Annotated in this window: 23 protein-coding genes and 1 tRNA gene; 8 read left to right on the top strand and 16 right to left on the bottom strand. The window is 67.0% G+C overall.

The genetic code is table 11. The annotated features are described in order from the left end of the window. Positions 1-2: 2 nt before the first annotated feature. The gene (locus tag IEY43_RS01500) at positions 3-581 is read right to left on the bottom strand and encodes a hypothetical protein (RefSeq protein ID WP_188946803.1); all 579 of its coding nucleotides are present in this window, start codon (positions 579-581) and stop codon (positions 3-5) included. Beyond that, positions 578-1,738 (bottom strand): hypothetical protein, encoded by a 1,161-nt coding sequence (locus IEY43_RS01495; RefSeq protein WP_188946802.1) that lies wholly within the window; start codon positions 1,736-1,738, stop codon positions 578-580. The genes IEY43_RS01500 and IEY43_RS01495 overlap by 4 nt, the downstream gene beginning before the upstream one ends. A gap of 233 nt (positions 1,739-1,971) precedes the next feature. Here IEY43_RS01495 and IEY43_RS01490 point away from each other — a divergent pair, with 233 nt between their 5' ends. Genes IEY43_RS01490 through IEY43_RS01480 form a run of 3 tightly spaced genes read left to right on the top strand, consistent with a single transcriptional unit; the run spans position 1,972 to position 4,216 of the window. After that, complete coding sequence (locus IEY43_RS01490; protein ID WP_188946801.1) at positions 1,972-3,693, top strand: M6 family metalloprotease domain-containing protein; 1,722 nt, start codon at positions 1,972-1,974, stop codon at positions 3,691-3,693. A gap of 35 nt (positions 3,694-3,728) precedes the next feature. Next, positions 3,729-3,941: a hypothetical protein gene (locus IEY43_RS01485; RefSeq protein WP_188946800.1), complete on the top strand. Its 213-nt coding sequence runs from the start codon at positions 3,729-3,731 to the stop codon at positions 3,939-3,941. A gap of 32 nt (positions 3,942-3,973) precedes the next feature. Continuing rightward, the gene (locus IEY43_RS01480) at positions 3,974-4,216 is read left to right on the top strand and encodes a hypothetical protein (RefSeq protein WP_188946799.1); all 243 of its coding nucleotides are present in this window, start codon (positions 3,974-3,976) and stop codon (positions 4,214-4,216) included. Positions 4,217-4,301: 85 nt separating this feature from the next. Here the strand turns inward: IEY43_RS01480 and IEY43_RS01475 are convergent, their stop codons facing one another. The 3 genes from IEY43_RS01475 to IEY43_RS01465 form a co-directional block, all read right to left on the bottom strand. Next, complete coding sequence (locus tag IEY43_RS01475; RefSeq protein ID WP_188946798.1) at positions 4,302-4,553, bottom strand: hypothetical protein; 252 nt, start codon at positions 4,551-4,553, stop codon at positions 4,302-4,304. After that, entirely contained in the window at positions 4,553-5,143 is a 591-nt protein-coding gene (gene coaE, locus IEY43_RS01470; RefSeq protein ID WP_188946797.1) for a dephospho-CoA kinase, read from the bottom strand. The genes IEY43_RS01475 and coaE overlap by 1 nt, the downstream gene beginning before the upstream one ends. A gap of 99 nt (positions 5,144-5,242) precedes the next feature. Next, positions 5,243-5,941 (bottom strand): AfsR/SARP family transcriptional regulator, encoded by a 699-nt coding sequence (locus IEY43_RS01465; RefSeq protein ID WP_188946796.1) that lies wholly within the window; start codon positions 5,939-5,941, stop codon positions 5,243-5,245. 217 nt (positions 5,942-6,158) lie between these two features. Here IEY43_RS01465 and IEY43_RS01460 point away from each other — a divergent pair, with 217 nt between their 5' ends. The 3 genes from IEY43_RS01460 to IEY43_RS01450 all read left to right on the top strand — a co-directional run bounded on the left by IEY43_RS01460 (position 6,159) and on the right by IEY43_RS01450 (position 9,746). Further along, positions 6,159-6,833, top strand: coding sequence for an IMPACT family protein (locus IEY43_RS01460; RefSeq protein WP_188946795.1), 675 nt, complete (start codon positions 6,159-6,161; stop codon positions 6,831-6,833). Next, the gene (locus IEY43_RS01455; protein ID WP_229777215.1) at positions 6,830-8,035 is read left to right on the top strand and encodes a class I SAM-dependent methyltransferase; all 1,206 of its coding nucleotides are present in this window, start codon (positions 6,830-6,832) and stop codon (positions 8,033-8,035) included. The genes IEY43_RS01460 and IEY43_RS01455 overlap by 4 nt, the downstream gene beginning before the upstream one ends. A 70-nt stretch (positions 8,036-8,105) precedes the next feature. Further along, positions 8,106-9,746: an HNH endonuclease signature motif containing protein gene (locus tag IEY43_RS01450; RefSeq protein WP_188946794.1), complete on the top strand. Its 1,641-nt coding sequence runs from the start codon at positions 8,106-8,108 to the stop codon at positions 9,744-9,746. 31 nt (positions 9,747-9,777) lie between these two features. On the opposite strand, the gene IEY43_RS01445 is transcribed toward IEY43_RS01450, so the two are convergent. The 6 genes from IEY43_RS01445 to polA all read right to left on the bottom strand — a co-directional run bounded on the left by IEY43_RS01445 (position 9,778) and on the right by polA (position 18,824). Further along, positions 9,778-10,566 carry a PIG-L deacetylase family protein gene (locus IEY43_RS01445; RefSeq protein ID WP_188946793.1) on the bottom strand — a complete coding sequence of 263 codons (789 nt, stop codon included), beginning with the start codon at positions 10,564-10,566 and terminating at the stop codon, positions 9,778-9,780. 33 nt (positions 10,567-10,599) lie between these two features. Then, complete coding sequence (locus IEY43_RS01440; protein WP_188946792.1) at positions 10,600-11,934, bottom strand: hypothetical protein; 1,335 nt, start codon at positions 11,932-11,934, stop codon at positions 10,600-10,602. Positions 11,935-12,204: 270 nt separating this feature from the next. After that, positions 12,205-13,674: a 30S ribosomal protein S1 gene (gene rpsA, locus IEY43_RS01435; protein ID WP_188946791.1), complete on the bottom strand. Its 1,470-nt coding sequence runs from the start codon at positions 13,672-13,674 to the stop codon at positions 12,205-12,207. 222 nt (positions 13,675-13,896) lie between these two features. After that, a complete protein-coding gene (locus IEY43_RS01430) occupies positions 13,897-14,823 on the bottom strand; it encodes a polysaccharide deacetylase family protein (RefSeq protein WP_229777214.1) in 927 nt (308 codons plus the stop codon). A gap of 5 nt (positions 14,824-14,828) precedes the next feature. After that, positions 14,829-16,127: a GNAT family N-acetyltransferase gene (locus IEY43_RS01425; RefSeq protein ID WP_188946790.1), complete on the bottom strand. Its 1,299-nt coding sequence runs from the start codon at positions 16,125-16,127 to the stop codon at positions 14,829-14,831. Between the two features lie 84 nt (positions 16,128-16,211). Further along, positions 16,212-18,824, bottom strand: a complete 2,613-nt coding sequence (polA, locus tag IEY43_RS01420; protein WP_229777230.1) for a DNA polymerase I — start codon at positions 18,822-18,824, stop codon at positions 16,212-16,214. A gap of 85 nt (positions 18,825-18,909) precedes the next feature. Here polA and IEY43_RS01415 point away from each other — a divergent pair, with 85 nt between their 5' ends. Beyond that, positions 18,910-19,395, top strand: coding sequence for a hotdog fold thioesterase (locus IEY43_RS01415; protein WP_188946788.1), 486 nt, complete (start codon positions 18,910-18,912; stop codon positions 19,393-19,395). Between the two features lie 92 nt (positions 19,396-19,487). Here IEY43_RS01415 and IEY43_RS01410 read toward each other — a convergent pair whose 3' ends face one another. The 4 genes from IEY43_RS01410 to IEY43_RS01395 form a co-directional block, all read right to left on the bottom strand. Next, positions 19,488-20,033 (bottom strand): dihydrofolate reductase family protein, encoded by a 546-nt coding sequence (locus tag IEY43_RS01410; RefSeq protein WP_188946787.1) that lies wholly within the window; start codon positions 20,031-20,033, stop codon positions 19,488-19,490. Between the two features lie 77 nt (positions 20,034-20,110). Then, a complete protein-coding gene (locus tag IEY43_RS01405; RefSeq protein ID WP_188946786.1) occupies positions 20,111-20,350 on the bottom strand; it encodes a hypothetical protein in 240 nt (79 codons plus the stop codon). Further along, a complete protein-coding gene (locus tag IEY43_RS01400; RefSeq protein WP_188946785.1) occupies positions 20,347-21,606 on the bottom strand; it encodes an inorganic phosphate transporter in 1,260 nt (419 codons plus the stop codon). The genes IEY43_RS01405 and IEY43_RS01400 overlap by 4 nt, the downstream gene beginning before the upstream one ends. A 301-nt stretch (positions 21,607-21,907) precedes the next feature. Further along, complete coding sequence (locus tag IEY43_RS01395; protein ID WP_188946784.1) at positions 21,908-22,525, bottom strand: ANTAR domain-containing response regulator; 618 nt, start codon at positions 22,523-22,525, stop codon at positions 21,908-21,910. A gap of 190 nt (positions 22,526-22,715) precedes the next feature. Between IEY43_RS01395 and IEY43_RS01390 the strand changes: the two genes are divergently transcribed. Further along, a tRNA-Leu gene (locus IEY43_RS01390) sits at positions 22,716-22,800 on the top strand. Positions 22,801-22,966: 166 nt separating this feature from the next. Here the strand turns inward: IEY43_RS01390 and pyk are convergent. After that, positions 22,967-24,478, bottom strand: a complete 1,512-nt coding sequence (gene pyk, locus IEY43_RS01385; protein WP_188946783.1) for a pyruvate kinase — start codon at positions 24,476-24,478, stop codon at positions 22,967-22,969. Positions 24,479-24,504 lie beyond the last annotated feature (26 nt).

Genomic DNA, 24,504 nt, shown 5'->3' with positions numbered 1-24,504 from the left:
GGCTACGCCCTAGGTCCCGACTCTTGGGGAACTGCTCGCGGTTGGCTGAAAGAATCCAGCAATCGGGTCATCACCTCGATACGCTCGGGGATCCCGGGATGGGTGCGGCCGACCCTGTTTTCAAGCCAGTCGAAGTAGCGCTTTGCCCCACCAAGCACGGCGGGGATGAACGCCAACGGCTCGATGCGATTCGATACCCCGCCAATCGAAAAACCCGCGGCATGCCGGTTCCCCGAGAGAATGATCTCAGCGCTGAATGAGCCGTGACCGGCGCCCGCCGACAGGAATCCTTCAATCGCGTCAAGCAGCGCAAACCAGATCGCCAGCGTGTCGTCCCACAATCCGGGCGGAATCAGTTGTTCGCCGAAATAACGTATTTGCACAATCCCGTCGCCGCCGTAGGGGTTTTGCGCCGCCCGCTTGAACCAGAGCTGCGTTGCCCGGTCGGGTTCCTCCTCGACGGAGACCAGGTACCTGCGGGGGGATGCCGTGAATTCCGCGAGGTTGGTCACCGTATGCGGGAGCAGCAGAAAGGACTCAGCTTCACACCCAGGTTCATGCGCAGCGTCGTGCGTGCTCATGCCCGGTCACCAACGCGGCATGCTCCAGCCCGTGCCGCATCCGCCGCGTGGTCTGCGCGCTCCACGGGTACAGGCTCGGTGGCACCACCAAGAATTCCATCGGTGAGTCCATCGAATTCAATGATGCGGCCGACTGTGCCGACGGTGAACTTGGCCAATGGCTTGTTGTCGGTGATCGCCTTGGTTGCCTCGGCGGCCAAGGATGATTCGAGCACCTGGATCCCGGCGCGCCGGGTCCCCTGCACCTCGTCAATCACCTCAACGGGGATCAAACACGGCCAGGGGTAGCGCTGCCGGGTACTTCCCCCTTGTCGCTGCGGCACAGCGGCGCAATCGGGACCCCGTTGGATCGAGACGAGGTGTTCACCGGCGCCGGACTTCGGGGTGTTGGGCATGATTGATTCGGCGGCCTGAGAGACGTTCATTGACGACTTTCGTTTGCTGTGTTGTTTGGCCCGGGCATCACGTTCAACGATCGAGCCAGGCGAGGCGCGCTTGGTGCTCGGCCCGGAAATTCCCGCCAGGTTGGTTGTGGCAAGTGGTTCGGCCAGCGTCCGCCAGGCGGCGACAACGTCCTCGCACAATGCGGCGTGTTCGGTGCGGAAACTGTTCAGCGCTGGGTCCTCGACCGTTTCAGGCCAAAAACTCCCGGCCGCTACTGGTCGCGGCACGCGGCTACCGGGGCGCAGGAGCCGGAGGTCCAACGGCTGCGCGACTATGGGCCCGCCGGAAACACGGTCGACGCCCCGCGTCGTGAGCTTTTGTCCACCCAGCAAATTCAGTTTCATCATGGCATGTCTTTTCTCTTGACTACCAGCGTCCCCTAGGAATTCTCCCATCGGTTGCCGGGCCGAACAACGCGCCGGGCCGTCCCGGGGACTGCCGGTTTCCCGGGCGCCGCCCTGGGCGGGTAGGTGTTGCTTGGCAGCGTCAAGTTTCCTCGTATTTGCGTGAAAGGAGTCTTGGCCGTTACCGCCGGGGCTCTCCACCTCGCTTTCCTGAAACCGCAGCTCCCCCAGCGCGCCGGCTCCCTGATCGAATGGTCCGCGCTGGGCGTCCCGTTGCGGCTCGCCGCCTTTTTCAAGCTTGAAACGATCGCCGTAGCCAGCGGACTGCCGTCGCGGTAATGCCGCGGTAACACAGCGGTAATCACCCAACGGCATAGTAGTGACAGCACGTCCGCCGCCGGAATTTCCGGCGGCGGCGCGCCACGGGGCGAACCGGCGCAGTTCTTGCCGGCCGCTCCCCCGGACAACGTTGCGCATACCGGGCGCTGGCTTTTCGATGCTGCCTCCCGATGTGCCTTGGCGAATCCCGCCTGCCGCCGCTACGCGGCGGACGACGCGGAATCAATCCCACATCACGCCACCCAAGGGAGGAAGGCACCCGAATGCCAGTCCCATTCCAAGGCGAATTATTCACCTTTCAGAACCCCGACGGCTCCGAGTTGACACTCAAGGGCTGGGGAAACCAGTTCCATGCGGTCTTCGAAACCCTGGACGGCTACACCGTCGTCAAGGGCGAGGACGGCTACTACGAATACGCGCAGCTCGCCGAGAACGGAGAATCGCTGCAGCCCACCGGCGAGCGCGTCGACACCGCCGATCCGCAAACCCTGGCCCTGCCGCAGCACCTGCGGGTCACCCGCGAATCCAGCGCCATGCAGGCCCGCGATGTGCGCGAATCCCTGGGGCCGGTGCCGCGCTGGATGCAACGCCGCATGGAAGCCCAGGCCCAGGCCAAGGCCCAGTCGGCATCCCCGGAGGCCGCGCCGCCGTCGAATCCGACCACCGGAAATTTCCGGGGGCTGGTGCTGCTCATTGATTTCAGCGACTTCCCGGCCACGATCAGCCGGCAGGAGGTCGACGACTTCTGCAACAAGGCGGGCTACACCGGCTTCGGCAACAACGGATCGGCGTTCGACTACTTCCGCGACGTCTCGGACGGCAAGTTGAGCTACAAGAACCTCGTGGCCGCCTACTACCGGGCGGCCCATCCGCGCACCTACTACACGGATCCGGCCATCAGCTACGGCACCCGGGCCCAGGAACTGATCCGCGAGGCGCTGAACTCCCTGGTGGCGTCGGGCTTCGACTTCTCGTCGCTGACCGCAGATGCCGGCGGCTACATCAAGGCGCTGAGCGTCTTCTACGCCGGGGTCCGCTCGAACGCGTGGAGCGAAGGGCTGTGGCCGCACAGCTGGGCGCTGGCCACCCCGTACGTGCTCAGCGCGACGCGCCGCTTCTCCGACTACCAGATCACGGATTTGGGCAACCAGCTCACGCTGCGCACGTTCTGCCACGAGAACGGTCACATGGTGTGCGACTTCCCGGACCTGTACGACTACGACAGCGTCGGGGTCGGCCTGGGCGTCGGGCACTATTCGCTGATGTGCTACGGCGGCAACGACAAGAATCCGACCCAGGTCGACGCCTACCTGAAGCATGCGGCGGGCTGGTCCTCGGCGGCCACCACCATGGCATCCGGGCAGAGCTACACCATCGCGGCCGGACGCAACGAGTTCCTGCTGCATCCGCGCAGCGCCACGGAATACTTCATCGTGGAAAACCGCGAGCAGGCCGGACGGGACGCCTCGCTGCCTGATTCCGGCGTCGCGATCTGGCACGTGGACACCACCGGCAACAACAGCAACCAGGAGATGACCCCGGCCAAGCACTACGAGCTGTCCCTGGAGCAGGCGGACAACCGCTTCGACCTGGAACGGCGGGTGAACTACGGCGATGCCACCGACCTCTACGGGGGTTCGGGCTCCAGCTTCGGCCCTTCCTCGGCGCCGAACAGCAACTGGTGGGACGGCAGCGGCTCGGGACTGGACATCGAGTCCGTCTCCGCCGTCGCCCATTCGATGACGGTGGCCACCAGGAACACCGGCCCGGCCACCCACTACAACATCGCGGTCAACCAGGTCTTCGCCACCGTCAATGCGCAGAACGCGTGGGCGCATGTGGGAACCCTGGGCTGGCGCAAGATCACCACCGGCGCCCCGGACGGCATTACCAACATGCTGGCCCTGCTCGCGCTGGCCCGGGCCAAGGGCCTGCTGGTCACCGTCGTCGCCGACGCCTCGACCATCTCGCAGTGCTACCTGTGAATCCGTCCACGAGCGACACGAAAGAAGGAAGAACCATGTGGACCACCATCAACCAGATCTTCACCTCCAACCATTCGCAGAACGCCTGGGCCCATTTGGCCTCGGACAACGCCTGGCACAAGGTGCTGACCGGAGCAGCCGACGGCGTGACCAACGTCCATCTGCTGCTCTCCGTGGCCAAGGCCACCGGCAAGCAGGTCTATGTCGTCCTGGACGCGGCGAAGAACATCACGCAGGTCTACCTCTAGCCCGACGGACAGAGAAAGGGGTGCAGTCGCACATGAGCAAGGACTACAAGATCAAGATCAGCGTTGCGGGTACCGGCGAAGCGGGGTCCCAGGACGCCGCGGACTCCTCGGCTCCGTCGCCGATGGCGCTGGAGCAGCTGGCAGGCGCTGCCGGAGCGGGAACAACGGGGGCGGCTCCCGAGCCGATGGCCATGGGCCAGATGGCCGCCGGAGGACCGGACGCGGCGCCCGAACCCATAGCGCTGGATGAATTGCCCGATCCAGGCGGCTCCTGACCCGGCGCCGCCCTGCCGAGGCGCAGCCTCGCGTGGTGCGCGGCCGATCCCAGCGGTCGGCCGCGCAGTGCTGCGCCCGGTTCCGCTAGCGCCCGCGCTTCATGCCAAAGCGGATCGAGTTGCGCGCCACGGTGCGGCGGATCATCCCGCCGAACACGCCGACGGTCAGCCAGGTCGCGGCCGCCAGCCCTGCCAGGGCCAGCCAGCCGCTGATGTGCACCACCGGCGGGTAGGGCCCGTCGGAGGCGACGAATTCGCTGCGCCCGCCGAAGCCCAGCCACAGCACCAGCGCGGCGGCAAAGCAGGCAAGCATCGTCCACTTGGCGGTTTTCAGCATCAGCGGCCCAGCTCCTGGCGGTAGAGCTCTTCGACCCGGGCCAGCAGCTGCTCGCGGCTGCCGTCGTTGACGAGCAGGTAGTCGGCGATTTCTGCGCGCTGCTCGTCGGTGGCCTGCGCGGCCATGCGCGCCTCGGCGTCCTGCCGGGTCCAGCCGCGGTCCTCCACCATCCGGCGGATGCGCTCCTCGCGGGGCGCCTGCACGACGATGACCACGTCGTAGGCCGGGGCCTGCCCGGATTCGGCCAGCAGCGGCACGTCCTCGACCACCAGCGCACCGGAGGGCGCGGCTTGGCGCAGGCGCGCGGATTCCTCGCGGATCAGCGGGTGCACGATCGCGTTGAGCTTTTCGCGGGCTGCCTCGTCGGAGAACACCAGGGCGCCCAGCGCGGCGCGGTCCAGCGTCCCGTCCTCCTGCAGCATCCGTTCGCCGAAGGTTTCGCGGATCGCCGCCAGCCCGGGGGTGCCCGGTTCGACGACCACCCGCGCCAGCGCGTCGGCGTCGATCAGCACCGCCCCGAGCTGCGCCAATTTCGCCGCCACTACTGATTTACCGGATGCCACCCCACCGGTCAGGCCCACATGCATCATGGGTAACAGCCTAGTATGGCCCCGGGCCGGAGCAGGTTTCCGGCGCACCGCAACATGCCGCGCAGCCGCACCCGGGCCGGGTGGCTGGGTGCGGTACAGCTAGGCTCCGCGCAGCTGGGTGAGCGTGTGCAGCAGCTCGGGACTCGGCTCCACCCCGAGCTCGGTCTTTAGCCGCCCGATGAACTGCAGCAGCCCCGCGGTGGCCGAGGCGTTGTTGCCCTGCCCTGATTCGGCGCGGGCACTGAGGCTCGCGGCCGATTCGCGCATCGGGTCGATCCGCAACGCGCTCTGGGCCAGCTGCCAAGCCCGATGCTGCAGCCCCGAATTCAGCAGCTGCGCCGATGCGGCCTCCAACGCGCGCAGCTGCAGCTGGCGCAGCGCCTCCTGCTCCTCGAACAGCCAGGGCTCGTCCCAGTCCGGCAGCAGCGCGCGGGTGTTCAGGAAGCTGTCCTCCTGCAGGCTTTCGGCGTCGGCGGCCAGCAGCGAGCGCTGCAGCCGATGGCGCAGGGTGTGCAGATCCACGGACACCGCAGGGGCGATTTCCACCCAGCCGTCGTCGCAGCGGATCACCCCGGGGCACTGGTGGTGGATGTGGCACAGGCTCACGCGCAGGCTGTCGGCCGCGCGCATCTCGGTGGTCTCCGGCCAGAGCATCCCGGCCATCCGGCGCCGCGAGACCGGCCCCTGGACCGCCAACAGGGTCAGCACCCGCTGCTCGCGCAAACGCAATTTGACCGGTTGGCCGTCGGCGATCAGACGCCAGCGGTCAAGCAGTTCAATTTCATATGATGCAGCCATCGGCAACTCTCCCAGCAAAGCACAACCAGCCCCAGTAGATGCCCCATGAGGAGAATTTTCCCACTCCCCCGGCACCGGAGTCAATGCCCGGACCATGGATAAATCAACCTGAAAGACCGTAGCGAGGTGCAAACATCGGGTTAAATCGTGCAGTGCGGACTATTGCGGCGGCCGCCCCTCCGGATGCCTTCACGCGCGTCGCGATAAACTGGTGGCAATGAACTCCACCGATTCCCGGGCGTCGGCCTACACCACCCTGAGCCGCGACAGCGTCCACGAGGTCGAGATCAAGCGTTCCCGCTTCATCACCTACCTCTTCAGGGTCGACTCCGAGGCGGCAGCCCGCGACCACATCGCCGCGCTGCGCAAGACGCACTTCGACGCCCGCCACCACTGCAGCGCCTTCATCCTTGGCCCGGACAGGATGGTCCAACGCTCGAACGACGACGGCGAGCCCTCGGGCACCGCCGGCATCCCGATGCTCGAAGCCCTGGCCAAGCGCGACACCGGACGCGGCACCGACCTGTCCGACGTGCTGGCCGTGTGCGTGCGCTACTTCGGCGGCATCAAGCTCGGCGCCGGCGGCCTGGTCCGCGCCTACTCGGATTCCGTCTCCCAGGCCCTGGAGCATTCGACCCTGCACGTGCGCCAGCGCCTGCGCATCTTCACGCTCCCCGCCCCGCACGCGCTGGCCGCCCGCTGGGAGAACGAGCTGCGCGCCGCCGGCTACCAGCTCGAACCCAGCGCCTGGGAAGCGGACAACGCGGTGCTGCACATCGGGATCGACGACACCGCGCAGGACGCGGAGCAGCTGGCCGCCTTCACCGCCGCCCTGACTTCCGGTGAGGGCCGGCTGCTTCCCTACGACACCAAATGGGTGGACCTTCCATGAGCACCATGAGCGAACCGGCCGGCGCAGGAGCCGGCGCCGAAAACGCCGCCGCCGATCCAGCCGAGGCACTGCTGGCGCAGCTGAGCCGCTGGCCCGACGTGCAGGCGCAGAACCTGTTCGCCGTCGACGCCGCCGACCGGCTGGTGCTGGACACCTGCGCCGGCGCCCTGGCCGAATACGGCGCACCCTGGCCCGAATCCGTCGCCGTGATCGGCGACCACTACGGCGCCCTGGCCCTCGGCGCGCTGGCGCGCGGAGCCGGGCGGGTGCGCGTGTTCACCGATGCGCTGACCTCCCGCCGCGCCATCGAGAACAACCTGGCCGCCCTGGCCCCGCACTGGTCGGGCCGGGTCGAGTTCGCCGCGCTGGCCGAAGCCGCCCGGGGCGCGGGCCACGTGCTGATGAACCTGCCGCGCGGGCTGGATGTGCTGGCGGAGCAGGCCGACGCGATCGCCGCCGCGGCCGACCCCGCGGTGCAGGTGTTCGCCGGCGGACGCATCAAGCACATGAACCGCTCGATGAACCAGGTGCTCGCCGAACGCTTCGCCCAGCTCGACGTCTCCCTGGCCCGGCAGAAATCGCGCGTGCTCACCGCCTCCGGGGTGCTGGAAAACCGGCCCGCCAGCCGCTATCCGCAGCGCGCCTCCCACCGGGTCAACGGCACCTCCTTCACGCTCGCCGCGGGGGCCGCGACCTTCGGCGCCGCCCGGCTGGATCCGGGCACCCGGCTGCTGCTGGAGCACCTGCCCGATCTCTCCGGCCACCGCACCCTGGTGGACCTGGCCTGCGGCAACGGCTCGATCGGCATCTACGCTGCGCTCACCCACCCGCAGCTGCGCATCGCCGCCTGCGACCATTCCGCCTCCGCCGTCGCCTCCACGCTGGCAGCCGCCCGGGCCAACCACGTCGAGGACCGGATCGACGCGGTGCAGGACGACGCCCTGTCCCGCCTGCCCGAGGCCAGCGCCACGCTGATCACGCTGAACCCGCCGTTCCACATCGGCAACACCGTCACCGCGGACATCGCGTACAAGCTGATCGACGACGCCGCCCGCGTGCTGGCCGACGGCGGCGAGCTGGTCTGCGTGTTCAACTCGCATCTGCGCTACCGCAGCGAACTGGCCCGGCGCATCGGCCCCACCCGCCAGCTGGCCCGCGACAAGACCTTCACCGTCACCGCCTCGACGCGCCGACGGGGCTGATCCCGAAAAAGTTATCCACATTTTCGCCGGCGCTGCACCACCTCCGGCGGCACGCGGGCATGCTGGACCCATGAGCACACCACTGACGCAGGTCCTCGAGGACCTGTCCAGCAGGATGGACCAGCCGGGCCTGGACGCCGGCGACGCGCTGGCCGTCGCCGCGCTCATCCCCACGCTCCTGCGGCGGCTGCGCACCGCGGGCGGGCAGTCCTCCTTTGCCGATCCGCGCTTCGCGCTGGCCCTGGCCGCCTCCGCGGAAGAAACCGCCGACGAGTCAGTGCGCGCCCAGGTCCACGCCGCCCACCTGATCGAAGCGAGCGCCGCCCACGGCCTGTCGGTGCTGGAGCTCGACGCCCTGCGTGAGACCGACCCCGATCTGGCGCTGCCGCCGCAGCTGTGCCAAGGCCGCCCCAGCTTCAACTCCCCGGAGGAGCTCACCGCCGCCTGGCTGGACCTGGACTTCTTCGAGGCGCGGCGCCGGCTGGCCGATGCCCACCACGTCATCGCGCAGTTCGACTACCAGCACCAGCAGTACCCGCCGCAATTCACCCGATTGGCCGCACGGTTCGCGGATCCCGGCCAGCATCCGCGCGAGGTGCTCTCCGCCGCGCGACGGCTGGAAAAGTTCGAGGAACCTGTCCCCGAATTCGCCGCCCCCGCGGCCTGCAGCGCCCAGGACCCCTCCGGGGCGCTGCTGGAGCAGCTGGTTGACGACGCGCTGGACGAGCCGCAATCGACCACGCGCCAGCGGCGGGTGAACAAGATCTTCAAGCAGGCCCGCACCCAGACCGAAGAGGAAGACCCGGCCGCGCTGGCGGGCCTGTTCCGCCGCGGCACCCGCCGCGGGCTGACCCGCATCGAGCTGCTGCTGGACCCGCTGGGAGCCGAGCTGTTCGACTCGATCGTCGCGCAGGCGGACAATCCGCGCACCCAAGCCGGCCAATGCGCGCGCGAAGGGCAGGCGAACGTCGTCTTCGGCAGCTTCGGGCGCCAGGAATCCGCCTCCCCCATCCCCGACCACCCTGATTTCGTCACCGACGAGGAAGCCGCAGCCCACACCGAGCCCGACCCGGCCCCCGAGCCGTCCGTGGCGCTGCGCCGGCTCAATGCCCTGCTCGGGTTCCTGCGCATCAATTCGCAACGGCTGCGCAAGCTGGCCGGTGCCGAGGGGCAACTCCCGCCGCCCGAGGCGCAGGCCGCCGACGCGGCATCCGGTGTGGCCACCGTGGCGCCGCAGGTCGTCGTCACCCTGACGCTGGCCGAACTGGAAGAACGCGCCGCAACCCACGGGATCACCCTGCACGGGCACGAGCTGTCCGCCGCGCAGCTGCGCCGGACCCTGGCCGAGGCAAAAATCATCCCGCTGGTGCTCGGCGGCAAGAGCCAGGTCCTGGACATGGGCCGGGCCGTCCGCTTCCACACCGCACCGATGCGCCTGGCGATCACGGTGCGCGATGGCGGCTGCATCGTGCCCGGCTGCACCCGGGACCCCGAGTCCTGCAACATCCACCACATCTGGCTCTGGTCCGAAGGAGGCGTGACCTCCGTGTACTGGGGCGCCATGCTGTGCGAGAAGCACCACCACGACGTGCACGCGGGACTGATCAAGGTCATTGCCGACGGCGGGGTGCCCAAGGTCATCATGCCGCGTTTCATGGATCCCGCGCAGCGTCCGGTGCGCAACACCGTCAACCAGCACCGCGCCGCTTAACCGCGGTGCCGGAGCCGGCGCACCGCCGGTCTCACAGTCCTTCGAACAGGTCGGTCAGCAGCGGTGCGCCGTCCGGGCGCGGCGGCCAGGCGAGCACCGCGGGTTCCCGCCCCACGATCCGCTGCCAGCCGGCGTCCCCGCCGGGATAGGTCAGCACCGGGCGCTGGCTGCGGTGTTCACGCAGCCCGGCGAGGATCCGCTCGGCCACCTGCGTGGTATCCACCTCGATGTCGATCTTCTCATCCGGCACCGGCCGCAGGTGGTATTCGACCACCGGATTGAAACGCGGCAGCCCGCGGCGCATCCGCGAAGCGTTCCAGCGGTGGAAGGTCGATTCCCGCAGCGCCCCGTGGACCAGCCGGCGCAGCCCCGGCCCGGGCACCGCCCTGGCCTGGTGGAACGCCGCGTCGACCGCGCGCCCGATAGCGATGTGGTCGCGGTGCCCGGTGATGCCGTCGGGGCCGAAAGTCGCTACGACCTGCGGCCTTTCCTCCAGCAGGATCCGGCGCACCCGCTGCTCCAGTTCCCCGGCATCAACCAGGTGCAGCCGGCCATCGGCATAGTCCAGCCATTCGTGGCGGTCCGGCACCCGGCCGTGGGCCTGCCAAGCGCGCACGCTCTCGCCGCGCCGCCAGGCGCCCAGGGTGGCCGCCGTGGCCGGGATGCCGTCGGCGATCATCCCCGCGCCCCCGTCGGTCGCGATCACCAGGATGAACCTGAATCCTGGATCAGCTTCGTGCAGGGCGATCGATCCTGCGCACGCATAGGCGTCGTCGTCCGGGTGGGCGACGATCACTGCGATCGAATGCGGTTCGTTCATGCAAGCATGGTAAATCCGCGCGGGATCTGACCGCTAGGACCTTGCGGCATCCCGTGCAGCCGGCACCCGGGCCACGGAGTCCTCGAAACGCACCCGTTGCCCCGCCACGCGTACCGCATGCCCGCGCAGGCCCACGGACGCCAGATTCAGCCGGTCGATGACCCGGTCCGATCCGGCATCGGCCGCTTCCGGGAGCAGGGCGTTGCCCTGGGGATCCACCCACCTGATGCTGCGATCGGCACGGCGCAGCGGTTCGCGTGCCGTGGCGGGAAGCAGCTGCGCCCCGGTCTGGAGTCCCCCGCTGAAGAAGCCGCGAACTCCCAGCCGCACCGGCTTGGCGCCCCAGCCGTAGAGGCCGGCGATCACCATGCGACCGGTGGCCGCGGATTGCAGCGCCGCGGCGTTCGCGCCGTACGCCCATGGTTCCCGGGCGATTTTCAGGAACTGCTCTGGAGCGAGCTGGTTGACGGCGCGGATACCGTGGACCGCGCACTGCTCGGAGGCCAGGATCCAGCCGGGGTATTTGAAATCCTCGGCTTTGCTGTTGGCTTCCGCTGCCGCGCAGCTGCACTGAACGGGCTGCAGCTGTGCCGCCGGCAGCGCATTGCCCAGGCCGATGAAGCCCAGCGGTCCGACGGCGGGCGCCACAGGGATCTCCAGCGCCATCAGCGGAACGCTGCGGGATTCGAGCCACTTGAAGAGCCCGACCAGCTGGACCAGGGCCGTCACCCCGAGCCCGACGCCCAGCTCGTAGTAGAGTTCTGCGTCGATCGCGGCGAAGTCCATGTCGGCGCCGGTGAAGAATTGCCAGCCCGCCTTGAGCAGCGGCCACGCCACTATGGCACTAGTCAGGCCCCACATCCATGATGGAAGTAGCTGGGTGTAGCGCAGCGGCTGGAGCGCTTCCACTGGTACCTTCACTCTCTCCTGCGCCTGCCGACGCCAGCTATTGAGCAGCGCCGCAAATCTCAGCTGGCCGATCAGGCCGGCGATCGCCAGCAGCCCGAAGTAGCCCATGGCCGCCTGCAGCACCTGCTGCTCGGTTCCCGTCGGTTCCAGCAGCGCATCGAACCAGATGGCGGCCGCCAGTCCGATCCACGCAGCATGCCGGCCGGCGCCGCCAAGCAGCACGATCACGCCGATGAAAAATGAGTAGGTCAGCAGGACCGGGGCCCAGCTGCCGAAGACCAGGGGCTGCGGCGCGAAGCGGATGAGGTAGAACAGCAGTGTTCCCAGCGGGACCCAGGCCCCCACGCTCAGCCAGAGGTCCGGGATGCCGCGTGGCACCTGCGCCCATTGATCCTCGTGCAGCGAACGGAAGGGGATTTCCTTCTGCGCCGGCGACGCGGGCGCGGACTGATTCTCCATCTGCACTCCAGTACTCCTCGGGACCAGCGAATCGGCTGATGCCGAAGCCGGAAACGTCTTCTGGGTTTAGACTACCGAACTGATCTATTGGAGTGAGTCCACCGCGGGAGCGATCTGTTATCCCCCGGATCAGCACTAATGATGACGCGGCACCCGCGCGCCGGAGAAAGGCCGCCGGTTAAAAGGCGCAAGGCCCAACCCGAGGTGGGTTGGGCCTTGCGGCGCTCGACAAACGCTCTCGTTCATCCCGCGGCAGCGGGAGAAGCGAAATTAGTTGCCGGTCAGCTTCTCGCGCAGAGCAGCCAGTGCTTCGTCGGAAGCCAGGGTGCCTGCATCGGTGGCTGGAGCCTCCGACGAGTACGATGCCGGGGCAGCCTCGCCGGCAGCAGCAGGCTCTGCTTCTGCGTCGGCGGTGATTGCGGCAACAACCTGCTTCTTGTGAGCTTCCCAACGCTCCTGGGCAGCAGCGTACTGTGCTTCCCATGCAGCGCGCTGGGTCTCGAAGCCTTCGAGCCATTCGTTCGACTCTGGGTCGAAGCCCTCTGGGTACTTGTAGTTGCCGGCCTCGTCGTACTCTGCAGCCATGCCGTAGAGTGCTGGGTCGAACTCGGTGCCCTCTGGGTCCACGCCTTCGTTGGCCTGCTTGAGCGACAGCGAGATGCGGCGACGCTCCAGGTCGATGTCGATGACCTTGACGAACAGCTCGTCGCCCACGGAGACAACCTGCTCGGCCAGCTCAACGTGGCGTACTGCCAGCTCGGAGATGTGAACCAGGCCTTCGATGCCGTCTTCGACGCGAACGAACGCACCGAATGGAACCAGCTTGGTGACCTTGCCCGGTACAACCTGACCCAGTGCGTGGGTGCGGGCGAAGGTCTGCCATGGATCTTCCTGGGTAGCCTTCAGCGACAGGGAGACGCGCTCGCGGTCCAGATCGACTTCCAGAACCTCGACGGTGACTTCCTGGCCAACCTCGACAACCTCGGATGGGTGGTCGATGTGCTTCCAGGACAGCTCGGAAACGTGCACCAGGCCGTCTACGCCGCCCAGGTCCACGAATGCACCGAAGTTGACGATGGAGGAAACAACGCCCGGACGAACCTGGCCCTTTTCCAGCTTGTTGAGGAAGGTCGAGCGGACCTCGGACTGGGTCTGCTCGAGCCATGCACGGCGGGACAGCACAACGTTGTTGCGGTTCTTGTCCAGCTCGATGATCTTGGCTTCGATTTCCTGGCCGATGTATGGAGCCAGGTCGCGAACGCGACGCATCTCGACCAGCGACGCAGGCAGGAAGCCGCGCAGGCCGATGTCCAGGATGAGGCCACCCTTGACAACCTCGATGACGGTACCGGTAACGACGCCGTCCTCTTCCTTGATCTTTTCGATGTCGCCCCAAGCGCGCTCGTACTGCGCACGCTTCTTGGACAGGATCAGGCGGCCTTCCTTGTCTTCCTTGGTCAGAACCAAGGCCTCGACGTTATCGCCAACGGTGACAACGTCACCCGGGTCAACGTCGTGCTTAATGGAAAGCTCGCGGGAAGGAATGACACCTTCGGTCTTGTAACCGATGTCGAGCAGAACTTCGTCGTGGTCAACCTTGACGACGGTGCCTTCGACGAGGTCACCATCGTTGAAGTACTTGATGGTGGCGTCGACTGCGGCCAAGAAGTCCTCAGCAGATCCAATGTCGTTGATGGCGACAACTGGTGCGCTGTTGTTCTCGTTCGAGGTGATGGTCATGTAGTAGGGACTCCGATGTGGATAGATTTGATCAGTCGAAACCCCGGAAGTCCCGGAATTTCGAACGGGTAAAACAATTTGCGGACATGGCATGGCCACGGTGCGCTGTTCAAGTCTACGCTCTGCGCTGAGCCGAGGCAAAGCAGATCGCCCCAACATCGACGGCGCCGCTTTGTGAGGTTCGCTACATTTACGGTCCTGAACCACGCGGTCGGAGGCCGATCACCAAGCTTGGGACAGCCGCACAAGCTCGACTCCAGCGTCCTGCAGCGTCTCCAGCCCCTTGCGAACTCCGGCGGCGGTGCCGGAATCCGGGCGGTTGAAATGGCCGATTCCCACGTCCCCGGCGCGCAGGCCGCCGACCTGTGCGGCGACGACAGAGGAGGCGAAGGTGGCCCCGGCGTCCACGTTGACAGTGAAGTTCATCGGCACCAGCCCCAGGTCGTGGCACAACTCGGCGCCGATCTGGTCCATGTGGGCGGTGCCGGAGCGGAAGAAGCGCGCGTCGAGGCCGAATTCCCCCGCCAGATAGCGCTGGTTGCCCATGACCTCGTCATAGGCCTGGCCCACCGATGCGGTCCCGGGGATCCCGTAGGCCTCCTGGCCGGCCACGCCCAACGGGGCATGGCTGGTTCCGTGGTTGGCGATCTCGAACAACGGATCAGCGGAGAGGTCCGCGAGCAGGCTCCGGTTGGACCGAGCCCAGCGCTGGTTGACGAAGAGCGTGGCCGGGGCGTCGGCGTCGCGCAGGGCCTTGATCAGAGCCCGGTCGAACGATGTTCCTCCCGGTCCCCCGCACGCGTCGAAGGACAGCGCCGCGGCCCTGCACCCGCGGGGCAGCCCGAGCTGGATCCCCGGGACGTCCAGGCCGAACTGGCCCGGCTTCCGGCCTCGGTACTTCGCGACCGCCTCGGCGCGCGTCATGACCGCCGCGGCAGCCGGCGGCGGCGTGGCGGACGGGCTGGCCGCGGGATTCGGCGGCGGCGGGGCGGCAGGCATCGGGCTCGCCTGGGGACCGGGCGGGGCTTCGGGAGGCGTCGCGCACCCGGTGAGCGCGGCGAAGCCAAGTGCTCCCAGTCCCAGCGCGCCGCGAAGCAGCCCGCGCCGGGTCGGCTCGGCTTGCGCGGCAGGTCGTGTGGATGGCGGCATCGGGTCTAGAAATCCGCTTGGCAGTAGGGGGTCCGCGGGCCGGTGAACAGCCGGTCCAGTTCGCCAAGTGCTCCGGTCCGGTGCTCGGCGAGCAGCCCTGCACCCGCCAAGTGCGTGGCGCTGCGGGTGCCCAGATAGAGGGTGGCAAGATCCCGGGCGTCGAGGGAAGCCTCGGCCTCGGCCGAATCCGCGCGGCGCACCGTCATCCCCCCGTCGGCGGTTTCCAGCGCCCAGGTGCCTGCGGCGTAGCCCAGCTCGTCGCCCACCCGCAGGACAACACGCGTATCGTGCAGGTAGCGCCGCGCTCGCAACGCGGCGCGCACGTCGAGGATGCGGACCCACAGGTGGTCGCCGCGGTCGGTGAGCTTGTAGTCCCGCGCATTGTTCAGGGCGGTGGGCAGCACGTCGTCCACCGGGGCGCGCCCGGTGACGCGTTCAATCAGGTCGTGGTCGCATAAGTACGCGAGCAGCTCGCGGCGCGCGGCATCGTTTGCGGTGCACAGTGTTCCGATGGACATCGTGGCCGGGGCCTGCTTCCATCCCTCGAAGGTGTAGGTGAGGAATCCGTCCAGTGTGCCGTCGGCGTCGTAGTGCAGTGCGCCGCGCAGGTTCTCCGGGGGCTTGAGGTTGTTGTAGCTTTCCCAGCGGCCGGTGGCCCGGCCCAGGTCGAAGGCGCTGTGGCTCACCGAGCCGAGGGTGGCGAGGTGGTGCGCGCGGTAGAGCTGTTCCACCTGTTCGGCGATGGCGGCCGGGTCCACTGCCTGCACGGTGCCGGCCGCGGGGGCGCGGAACTGCGCGCCCTGCCCGGCGGCCAGCTCGAAGCGGCAGCGTTCGGCGGCCACCCCGAAGCCGAAGCGGCCGTAGATGGTGGCCTCGGAGGCGGTCAGCACCGCCACCGGGATGCCTTCGGCCGCGGCGCGGTCCAGATGCGTGGTGATCATGGAACGCAGGATGCCGCGGCGGCGGTGGGTCGGGCTGACGGTGACCGAGGTGATCTCGTGCACGTCCACAGGTTCCGGGCCGCCGACGTTCAGCGTGCCGGCGAAATACGAGTAGGTGCCCACGGGGTCCGTTGCGTGCAGGCTCGGCGCCGTGGAGGTTGCGTCGAACGCGACGATCGAGTGCAGCCCGTCCTGTACATCGAGCTCCGCCAGGATCTTGCGCCCCTCGGCATCCGCGCTGGCCTCGTGGAAGCCGCGGGCGATGGCGCGTTCCAGCCTCAGCCAGGATTCCGTGGGCTGCCCGTCAACGAGTCCCGGCGCGATGAATTCAAGTCTGATCCCCTGCGGGGTGGGCGAGTTCATGGGTCGGGCCTTTCATCGATGGGCGGTGGGAGGAAGTGCTGCGCCGCCGGGCCGCACCGGCGAGGGTACGGCCCGGCGGGGCGGCTAGTGCGCCGCCTCGTGCCAGGTGGCGCCGACGCCCGGCTGGACGTCCAGCGGAACGAGCAGGTCCGCGGCGCGGCCCATTTCCAGGGTCACCAGCTCGCGCACCGCGTCCAGCTCGCCGGGGGCGATCTCCAGCACGAGTTCATCGTGCACCTGCAGCAGCATCCGCGAAGCGTATCCGCCGGCGGCCAGCCCGTCGGCGATCTTGAGCATCGCGACCTTGACCAGGTCCGCGGCCGAGCCCTGGATCGGGGCGTTCAGCGCGGCGCGCTCGGCGATGTCGCGCAGGCGCCGGTCGGAGCTGTTCAGCTCCGGCAGGTAGCGGCGGCGGCCGAAGATCGTCTCGGTGTAGCCGTCCTTTCGGGCCTGCTCGACGACCGAGCGCAGGTAGGTGCGCACGGCGCCGAAGCGGTCGAAGTAGTCCTTCATGAGCTTGCGCGCCTCGTCCACGCCGATCTTCAGCTGCTTGGACAGCCCGAAGCTGCTCAGCCCGTAGGCCAGGCCGTAGCTCATCGCCTTCACCTTGGAGCGCATCTCGGAGGTGACCTCGGCCGGCTCCACGTTGAACACGCGCGAGCCGACATAGCGGTGCAGGTCCTCGCCGTTGCGATAGGCCTCGATCAGGCCCTCGTCGCCCGACAGGTGCGCCATGATACGCATTTCGATCTGCGAGTAGTCCACGGTCAGCAGGGTTTCGTAGCCCTTTCCGACCACGAACACGTCGCGGATCCGCCGGCCCTCCTCCGAACGCACCGGGATGTTCTGCAGGTTCGGGTTCAGGCTGGACAGGCGGCCGGTGGCCGCAACGGTCTGCGCGTAGGTGGTGTGGATGCGCCCGTCAGGGTGCACCGCCTTGAGCAGCCCGTCCACGGTCTGGCGCAGCTTGATCGCGTCGCGGTAGGCCATCAGCGCGATGAGGAACGGATGCCCGGTCTTGACCAGCAGGTCCGACAGCGACTCGGCGTCGGTGGTGTAGCCGGTCTTGATCTTCTTGGTGCGCGGCAGGTCCAACTCCTCGAACAGCACCACCTGCAGCTGCTTGGGGCTGGAGAGGTTGACCTCGTGGCCGATAGCGGCGAACGCCTCGTTGGTCGACTGGTCCACCTGGGCGGTGAAATGCGCGCGCAGCTCATCGAGGCGTTCGCGGTTCACTGCGACGCCGGCGCGCTCCATGGCGAAGAGCACCGGAATCAGCGGCAGCTCCATGTCACGGGCCAGCTTGTCCGCGTGCTTCTCCACCAGCTTGGCGTCCAGGAAGGCGGACAAATCGAAGATTGCCTGCGCCTGGGCCAGGGTCGGTTCGGCCAGCTCCCCGGCCAGCCCCAGATCGAGTTCGCCCTTCTTCGCCTGGTAAACCGGCACCTGGTATTTCATGTGGTACTGCACCAGGTCGACCAGTTCGTGGCTGCGCCGGTCCGGCTGGATCAGGTACGCGCTGATCAGGGTGTCGTCGGCGATCCCCGCGACTTCCAGCCCGCGATCGGCCAGCAGATGCATGGCGGCCTTGGCATCGTGGAAAATCTTCGGAGCATCGGCGTCCGCCAAGAAGTCCGCCAGCACTGCTTCGGTCGCCTGGTCCAGCGCCGAAAGCTCCACCCAGGCGGCCTCGTTGCCGCGGAACAGCCCCAGGCCGACGGCCTCGCCGTTCGCGACGCCGGGCTGGATGGCGATCGGGGCGCCGTCGCCGGCGGCCAGGAAGGCCGCCAGGGACTGCTCGTCGTCGGTGATGACGCGGGCGAATTCGGCGACCTCCGGGGCGGTCTCCTCCTCCTGCGCCGCGAACAGGTCGAACAGGCGCTTGCGCAGGGTGTTGAATTCCAGCGCGTCGAACAGGTTCTCGATCTCTTCGCGGTTCGGCGCCACCAGCTCCATCTCGTCCAGGGTCACCGGCAGGTCCAGGTCGTGGCGCAGCTGGTTCAGGCGGCGGTTGCGGGTCACGTTGTCCACGTGGGCGCGCAGCGACTCGCCGACCTTGCCCTTGATCTCTTCGGCGTGTTCGAGAATGCCTGCCAGGTCGCCGTACTGGTTGATCCACTTGGCAGCGGTCTTCGGGCCCACGCCGGGCACCCCGGGAAGGTTGTCGGCCGATTCGCCGACCAGTGCCGCCAGATCGGAGTAGCGTTCGGGGCGCACGAAGTACTTGGCCTCGACAGCATCGGCATCCATCGGCGGAATATCGCTGATGCCCTTTTTCGGGTACAAGACCAAGGTCTTGTCGGTGATCAGCTGGAAGGCGTCGCGGTCGCCGGAAACCACCAGCACCCTGAAGCCGGCCTCCTCGCCGCGGGTGGACAGGGTGGCCAGGATGTCGTCGGCCTCGAACGGGTCCAGGCTGATGCTCGGAATGTTCATCGCCTGCATGACCTGCTGGATCAGCTCGATCTGCCCGTAGAACTCTTCCGGCGTCTTGTTGCGTCCGCCCTTGTACTCGCTGTATTCCTGCATGCGGAAGGTCGGGGTGTCCAGGTCGAAGGCCACCGCGACGTGGGTCGGCTTCTGCTGGCGGATCATTGTCAGCAGCATCGAGACGAAGCCGTGCACGGCGTTGGTGTGCTGACCGGTGCTCGTGGCGAAGTTCTCCGCCGGCAGCGCATAGAACGCGCGGAATGCCATGGAGTGTCCGTCGATGATCAGCAGTCTGTTGTCCGACGTGGGCGTCGGTTTGGTAGTTTCGCTCACACCTGAAAGCCTAGTTGGCATGAGCGACAATTTCACTTCCCAACCCGCGCAATCTTCAGCACACCCATTTGCGGAGCAGCTTTCCTCCCACGGCGTCCCCGAGGGCATGTGGCCCTTCCTGTCGGACCACGGGGTGGGCACCTTGGTCCAGAAGCTGGGCATCGTCTTCACCGACTTCGCGGTCGACCGGCTCTGCGCCACCATGCCGGTGCAGGGCAATACCCAGGTGAGGGGCATCCTGCACGGCGGCGCCTCGGCCGCGCTGGCCGAAACCCTGGGTTCCTTCGCCGCCGCGCTGCACGGGGCCGGCAAGGCCAACCCGGTGGGCGTGGACTTGAACATCACGCACCACCGCGCCGGGCGCGCCGGACTGGTCAGCGCCGTCTGCACGCCGCTGCACCTGGGCCGGCGCAGCACCACCCACGAAATCGTGATCAGCGACGAAGACGGCAAGCGCGTGGCTACCGCCCGCATCACCAACATGCTGCTGCCAGTCGAGCCCTAGCTCCCGCCCCTGCATGAAGTCGAAGCGCCCGTCCCGGCTGGAGCCGGGACGGGCGCTTTCTTGCAGTGAGCCGTCGGCTGGCGGGCGGTCAATCAGCCGATCGCGTAGCGCGAGGCGAAGACGTTGCCGCCCAGCTCCTTGAGCTCCAGCCCATCCAGTTCCATGCTCACGCCGCGGCCGAAGATGTTCGCTCCGTCCCCCAGCAGCACCGGCACGGTGATCAGCAGCAGCTCGTCGAGCATGCCGGCCTCCACGAAGCCGCCGGCCAGATCCGCGCCTCCGACCACCCAGACGTCGCCCACCGAGGCGCTGCGCGCAATATCGCGGCTCCAGAAGCCGAGCTCGCCGCGGATGAAGGTTAAATCGGCCCCGGGCACGGTCGGCAGCTCGTGGTGCGTGAAGACCCACACCGGCTTGTCCCCGTAGATCCATTCCAGCTTGCCCTCGGCCACGTCGCGGGCGATGTTCTCGTAGGTTTTGCCGCCGATCACCACCGCGCCGACGCCCGCGAAGAATTCGTCGAAGTGCTCCCGGACCCCGGCCAGCTTGGTGAACGGTTGGAGCCAATGCGCATCCCCGGCGCGATCTGCGATGAAACCGTCGATGGAGGCACCCACGTAGTACTTGAAGCTTGTCATGGCTCTAGTCTATGGGTGCCTCCATCGAAGGCAATATTCAGTTGTCCGCCGGTTCCCGGCAGGTCAGGCCGGTGGGCCTAGGAGACCCCCAGGATTGCCTCGCTCAGCTGCGGCACGATCAGCACAACGCCGAAAGCGACGATCAGCCCGCACAGCGTGAAGCAGGCGTAGGCACCGGACTTATGCAGGCCCGACTTGGCGCCCTCGTCCTTGGCCACGGCCAGCAGGCGCACGCCCAGGGAATACGCGCCCACGATCAGCAGGGCCGCAGCCCACGTAACGACGGCAACGATCAGAAATGCTGTCCAGTCGATCATGCGTTGTCAACCTTTTCTTCTTCGGCTTCCTCGCGTTCGGCCTTGGCGCGCAGGGCCTGCTGCTTGGCTTTGGCTTCCGCCTTGGCCTTCGCGCGGCGTTCCTTCTTGCTCAGGATGTTCACCGCTGCACCGGAGTTGTCGATATCCGACAGCGCGGTTTCATGGGTGTGCGGGTTCTTGCGGGACAGCACCCAGATGGCCAGCATTGCGGCCAGCCCGGCTGCTGCGACGATAACCACGCCGATGGTCCCCGCATGCGTGATCCACGCCGCCAGACCGCCGACGATGGCGGCGGCCGGCAGGGTGAACAGCCAGCCCAGGGCGATGCGCCCGGCGGTGCCCCAGCGGACTTCCGCACCCTTGCGGCCCAGACCCGAACCGATCACCGATCCGGAGGCGACCTGGGTGGTCGACAGCGCGAAGCCCAGGTGCGAGGAGGTCAGGATCGCCGATGCGGTGGACATCTCGGCGGCGAAGCCCTGTGCAGGCTTCACGTCGGTCAGGCCGGAACCCATGGTCTGGATGATGCGCCAGCCGCCGGTGTAGGTACCCAGCGCGATCGCAAACGCACAGGCCGCGACAACCCAGAAATGCACCGGCGAGCCGGCGTCCTGCAGGCCCGAGGCGACCAGGGTCAGGGTGATAACACCCATGGTCTTCTGCGCATCGTTGGTACCGTGCGACAGTGCCACCAGCGAGGAGGAGAAGAGCTGTCCGTAGCGGAAACCTCCGCGCTTGGGCGAGGTCCCCGACTGGCGCTTGGTGATCGCGTAGGCCAGCTTGGTGCACAGGTATGCGGAGATACCGGCGATCAGCGGGGCCACGATGGCCGGCAGCAGCACCTTGGAGAGCAGCACGCCGTAGTTCACGGCGCCGAATCCGGCACCGACGATCGCCGCGCCCACCAGGCCGCCGAACAACGCGTGGGAGGAGCTGGATGGCAGTCCCAGCAGCCACGTCAGCAGGTTCCAGATCACCGCACCCATCAGGCCGGCGAAAATCATGGCCGGGCCGATGGCGACGCCCGTGGTGGGGTCCTCGTTGATGATGCCGCCGGAGATCGTCTTGGCGACTTCCGTGGAAAGGAACGCGCCGACGAGGTTCAAAACTGCGGCGAGGGCAACTGCTTTTTTGGGCGAGATTGCCCCGGTTGCGATTGGGGTGGCCATCGCATTGGCCGTGTCATGGAAACCATTGGTGAAGTCGAAAAACAACGCCAAGGCAATGACCAGGACGACGATAAGCGTCAAATCCATTGAATACCAGCCTGAGGGGTCGAACGGCAAGGAAAATTACGTGGACCGCGGACGATCCGTGTTGCGAGTTGGAGGGCGCGCCAAACCAAGGGTCAGCGCGTAATTTCAATCTTATGCCCATGAAATGGTTCGTCAACATGTCCACCATGGCAACACAAGGTTAACGGAAGGTGAACAACCTGCAACTTCCTGCGCAAACACCGGCAACGCAGATTCCGCGCACCGCGACTGAAATAAAAAATGTGCGTCAAACCACAGGTGGTCTGACGCACATTTCAGCGCAATAGCGGCACTACGCCGGTTACTTCACCTGATCGATGACGGTTTCGGCGACCTGTCGCATGCTCAAACGACGGTCCATCGAGGTCTTCTGGATCCAGCGGAAGGCCTCGGGCTCGCTCAAGCCCATCTTGGTGATCAGCAAGCTCTTGGCCCGGTCCACCAGCTTGCGGGTCTCGAACTGCTCGGCCAAGCTGGAGACTTCGTCCTCCAGCGCACGCAGTTCGTCGTTGCGGGAGATCGCGATTTCAATCGCCGGGGTCAGGTCGGCCGGGGTGAACGGCTTGACCACGTACGCCATGGCGCCGGCTTCGCGGGCACGCTCCACGAGCTCTTTCTGGCTGAATGCGGTCAGCAGGACCACCGGGGCGATACGTTCCTTCACAATGGCTTCGGCAGCGGTAATGCCGTCCATGACCGGCATCTTCACATCCATCAACACCAGATCCGGCTTCAGCTCGCGGGCCTGCTCCAGTGCGCTTTGGCCGTTGTCGACCTCGGCGACGACGTCGTAGCCTTCGGAACGCAGAATTTCGACGATATCCAGGCGAATCAGCGTCTCGTCTTCGGCCACGATCACGCGGCGCGGCGAGCTGCTCGGCTCGGAGGGGATTCGGGTAATTTCTGGTAGCTCGCTCATTCGGCGCCGTCCTTCGTCTTAAGAATTCCTGCCATCATGATCGGCAGATTTCGGTGGTTCCAGTACTTGAAGCCCCGTTGCCTCAGTGTCACTTCCAAGCCTACTGGCTTGCACTGAAATCACGGCGGAAATCGCCCATGAACTCAATTAGGAAATCACTGAACCCTCAAGTAGGATATTCTTTGTGCTCGCCCAAGTGGCGGAATCGGTAGACGCGCCGCACTCAAAATGCGGTATCGAAAGATGTGTGGGTTCGAGTCCCACCTTGGGCACCAATACAAACCGCTGGCCGCAGTTATCCAACTGCGGCCAGCGGTTTTTTCACGTTTCGCGCCGCCCCGCACGACCTCCCAGGCGGCACCCGGCCGAGCACGGCAAAGGACCCGCCCGCACCACGATAAACGTGGCGCAAACGGGTCCTGCCGGCCGGCGTCCGCCTGGTTACAGCGACTTGGGCACGGAAACGTTTTCCGGATCCCACGGGCCGACCGTTTCGCGGGCGGGCATCGGCTTGCCGTTGACCAGCTGGCCTGCGTCGGCCAGGTCACCGACCTTGTGCACGCGCAGCGAGTTGGTCGATCCGGCCTGTCCCGGAGGGGAACCGGCGGCGATGCAGACGATGTCGTTCGGCTCGGCCAGTCCCTCGGAGAGCAGTGCCTCGTCGACCTGCGCGGTCATCTTGTCGGTGTGGTCCGCGTAGGCGACCAGTCGCGCCTGGATACCCCACATCAGGGTCATGATGTTGTAGGTCTGCTGCAGCGGGGTGAACGCCAGCACCGGCTTCTTCGGGCGCAGGCGCGACAGGCGCCGGGCCGAGTCGCCGGACTGGGTGAACGCCACGATGTACTTCGCATCGAGCTGGTCGGCGATCTCCACCGCAGCGCGGGTGATCGCCCCTCCACGGGTCTTGGGCTTGGAGCCCAGGCGCGGGATGCGGTCCAGGCCGTGCTCCTCGGTGGAGGCGATGATGCGGGACATGGTCTCCACGGTCTCCACCGGGTAGGCGCCCACCGAGGTCTCCCCCGAGAGCATGACCGCGTCGGCGCCGTCGAGCACCGCGTTGGCGCAGTCCGAGGCCTCGGCGCGCGTCGGGGTAGGCGACTCGATCATGGATTCGAGCACCTGGGTGGCGACGATGACCGGCTTCGCCCAGCGGCGGGCCAGCTCCACGGCGCGCTTCTGCACCACCGGCACGTCCTCCAGCGGCAGTTCCACGCCCAGATCGCCGCGGGCGACCATGATGGCGTCGAAGGAATTGACGATCTCCTCCAGCGCGGCAACGGCCTGCGGCTTCTCGATCTTGGCGATGACCGGCACGCGGCGGCCTTCTTCGTCCATGATCTCGTGCACGCGCTCGATGTCGCTGGCGTTGCGCACGAAGGACAACGCGACCATGTCGATGCCGGCGCGCAGCGCCCAACGCAGGTCCTCCTCGTCCTTCTCGCTCAGCGCAGGCACGTTGACCGCCACGCCTGGCAGGTTGATGCCCTTGTTGTTGGACACCTCGCCGCCGACAACCACCTCGGAGCGCACCTCGGTGTCGGTGACCTCGATGGCCTTGAGCTTGACCTTGCCGTCGTTGACCAGCAGGAAATCGCCCACCTGGACATCGGTGGGCAGGCCCTTGAAGGTGGTTCCGCACAGGTTGCGGGTGCCTTCGACCTCCTCGATGGTGATGGTGAATTCCTCACCCGTTTCCAGGATGTACTTCGCGTTGTCCTTGAAGCGGCCCAGCCGGATCTTAGGGCCCTGCAGGTCGGCGAAGACGCCGACCGCTCGGCCGACCTCGGCGGCCGCATTGCGCACGTTCGCCAGGGACTGCGCGTGCATGGAGTGGTCCCCGTGGCTCATGTTCAAGCGGGCCACGTCGACGCCCGCCTTCAGTACCGCTACGGTGTTTTCATAGCTCGCCAGGGAAGGGCCCCAGGTAGCAACAATCTTTGCGCGTCTCATTCCGTCAGCCATATGCCTTTCATGTA

Source organism: Glutamicibacter protophormiae (genome assembly GCF_014647495.1).
Taxonomy (GTDB): Bacteria; Actinomycetota; Actinomycetes; order Actinomycetales; family Micrococcaceae; genus Glutamicibacter; species Glutamicibacter protophormiae.
Note: the sequence above shows the minus strand (reverse complement) of the source record. Positions and strands in the feature narration are given on the sequence as shown.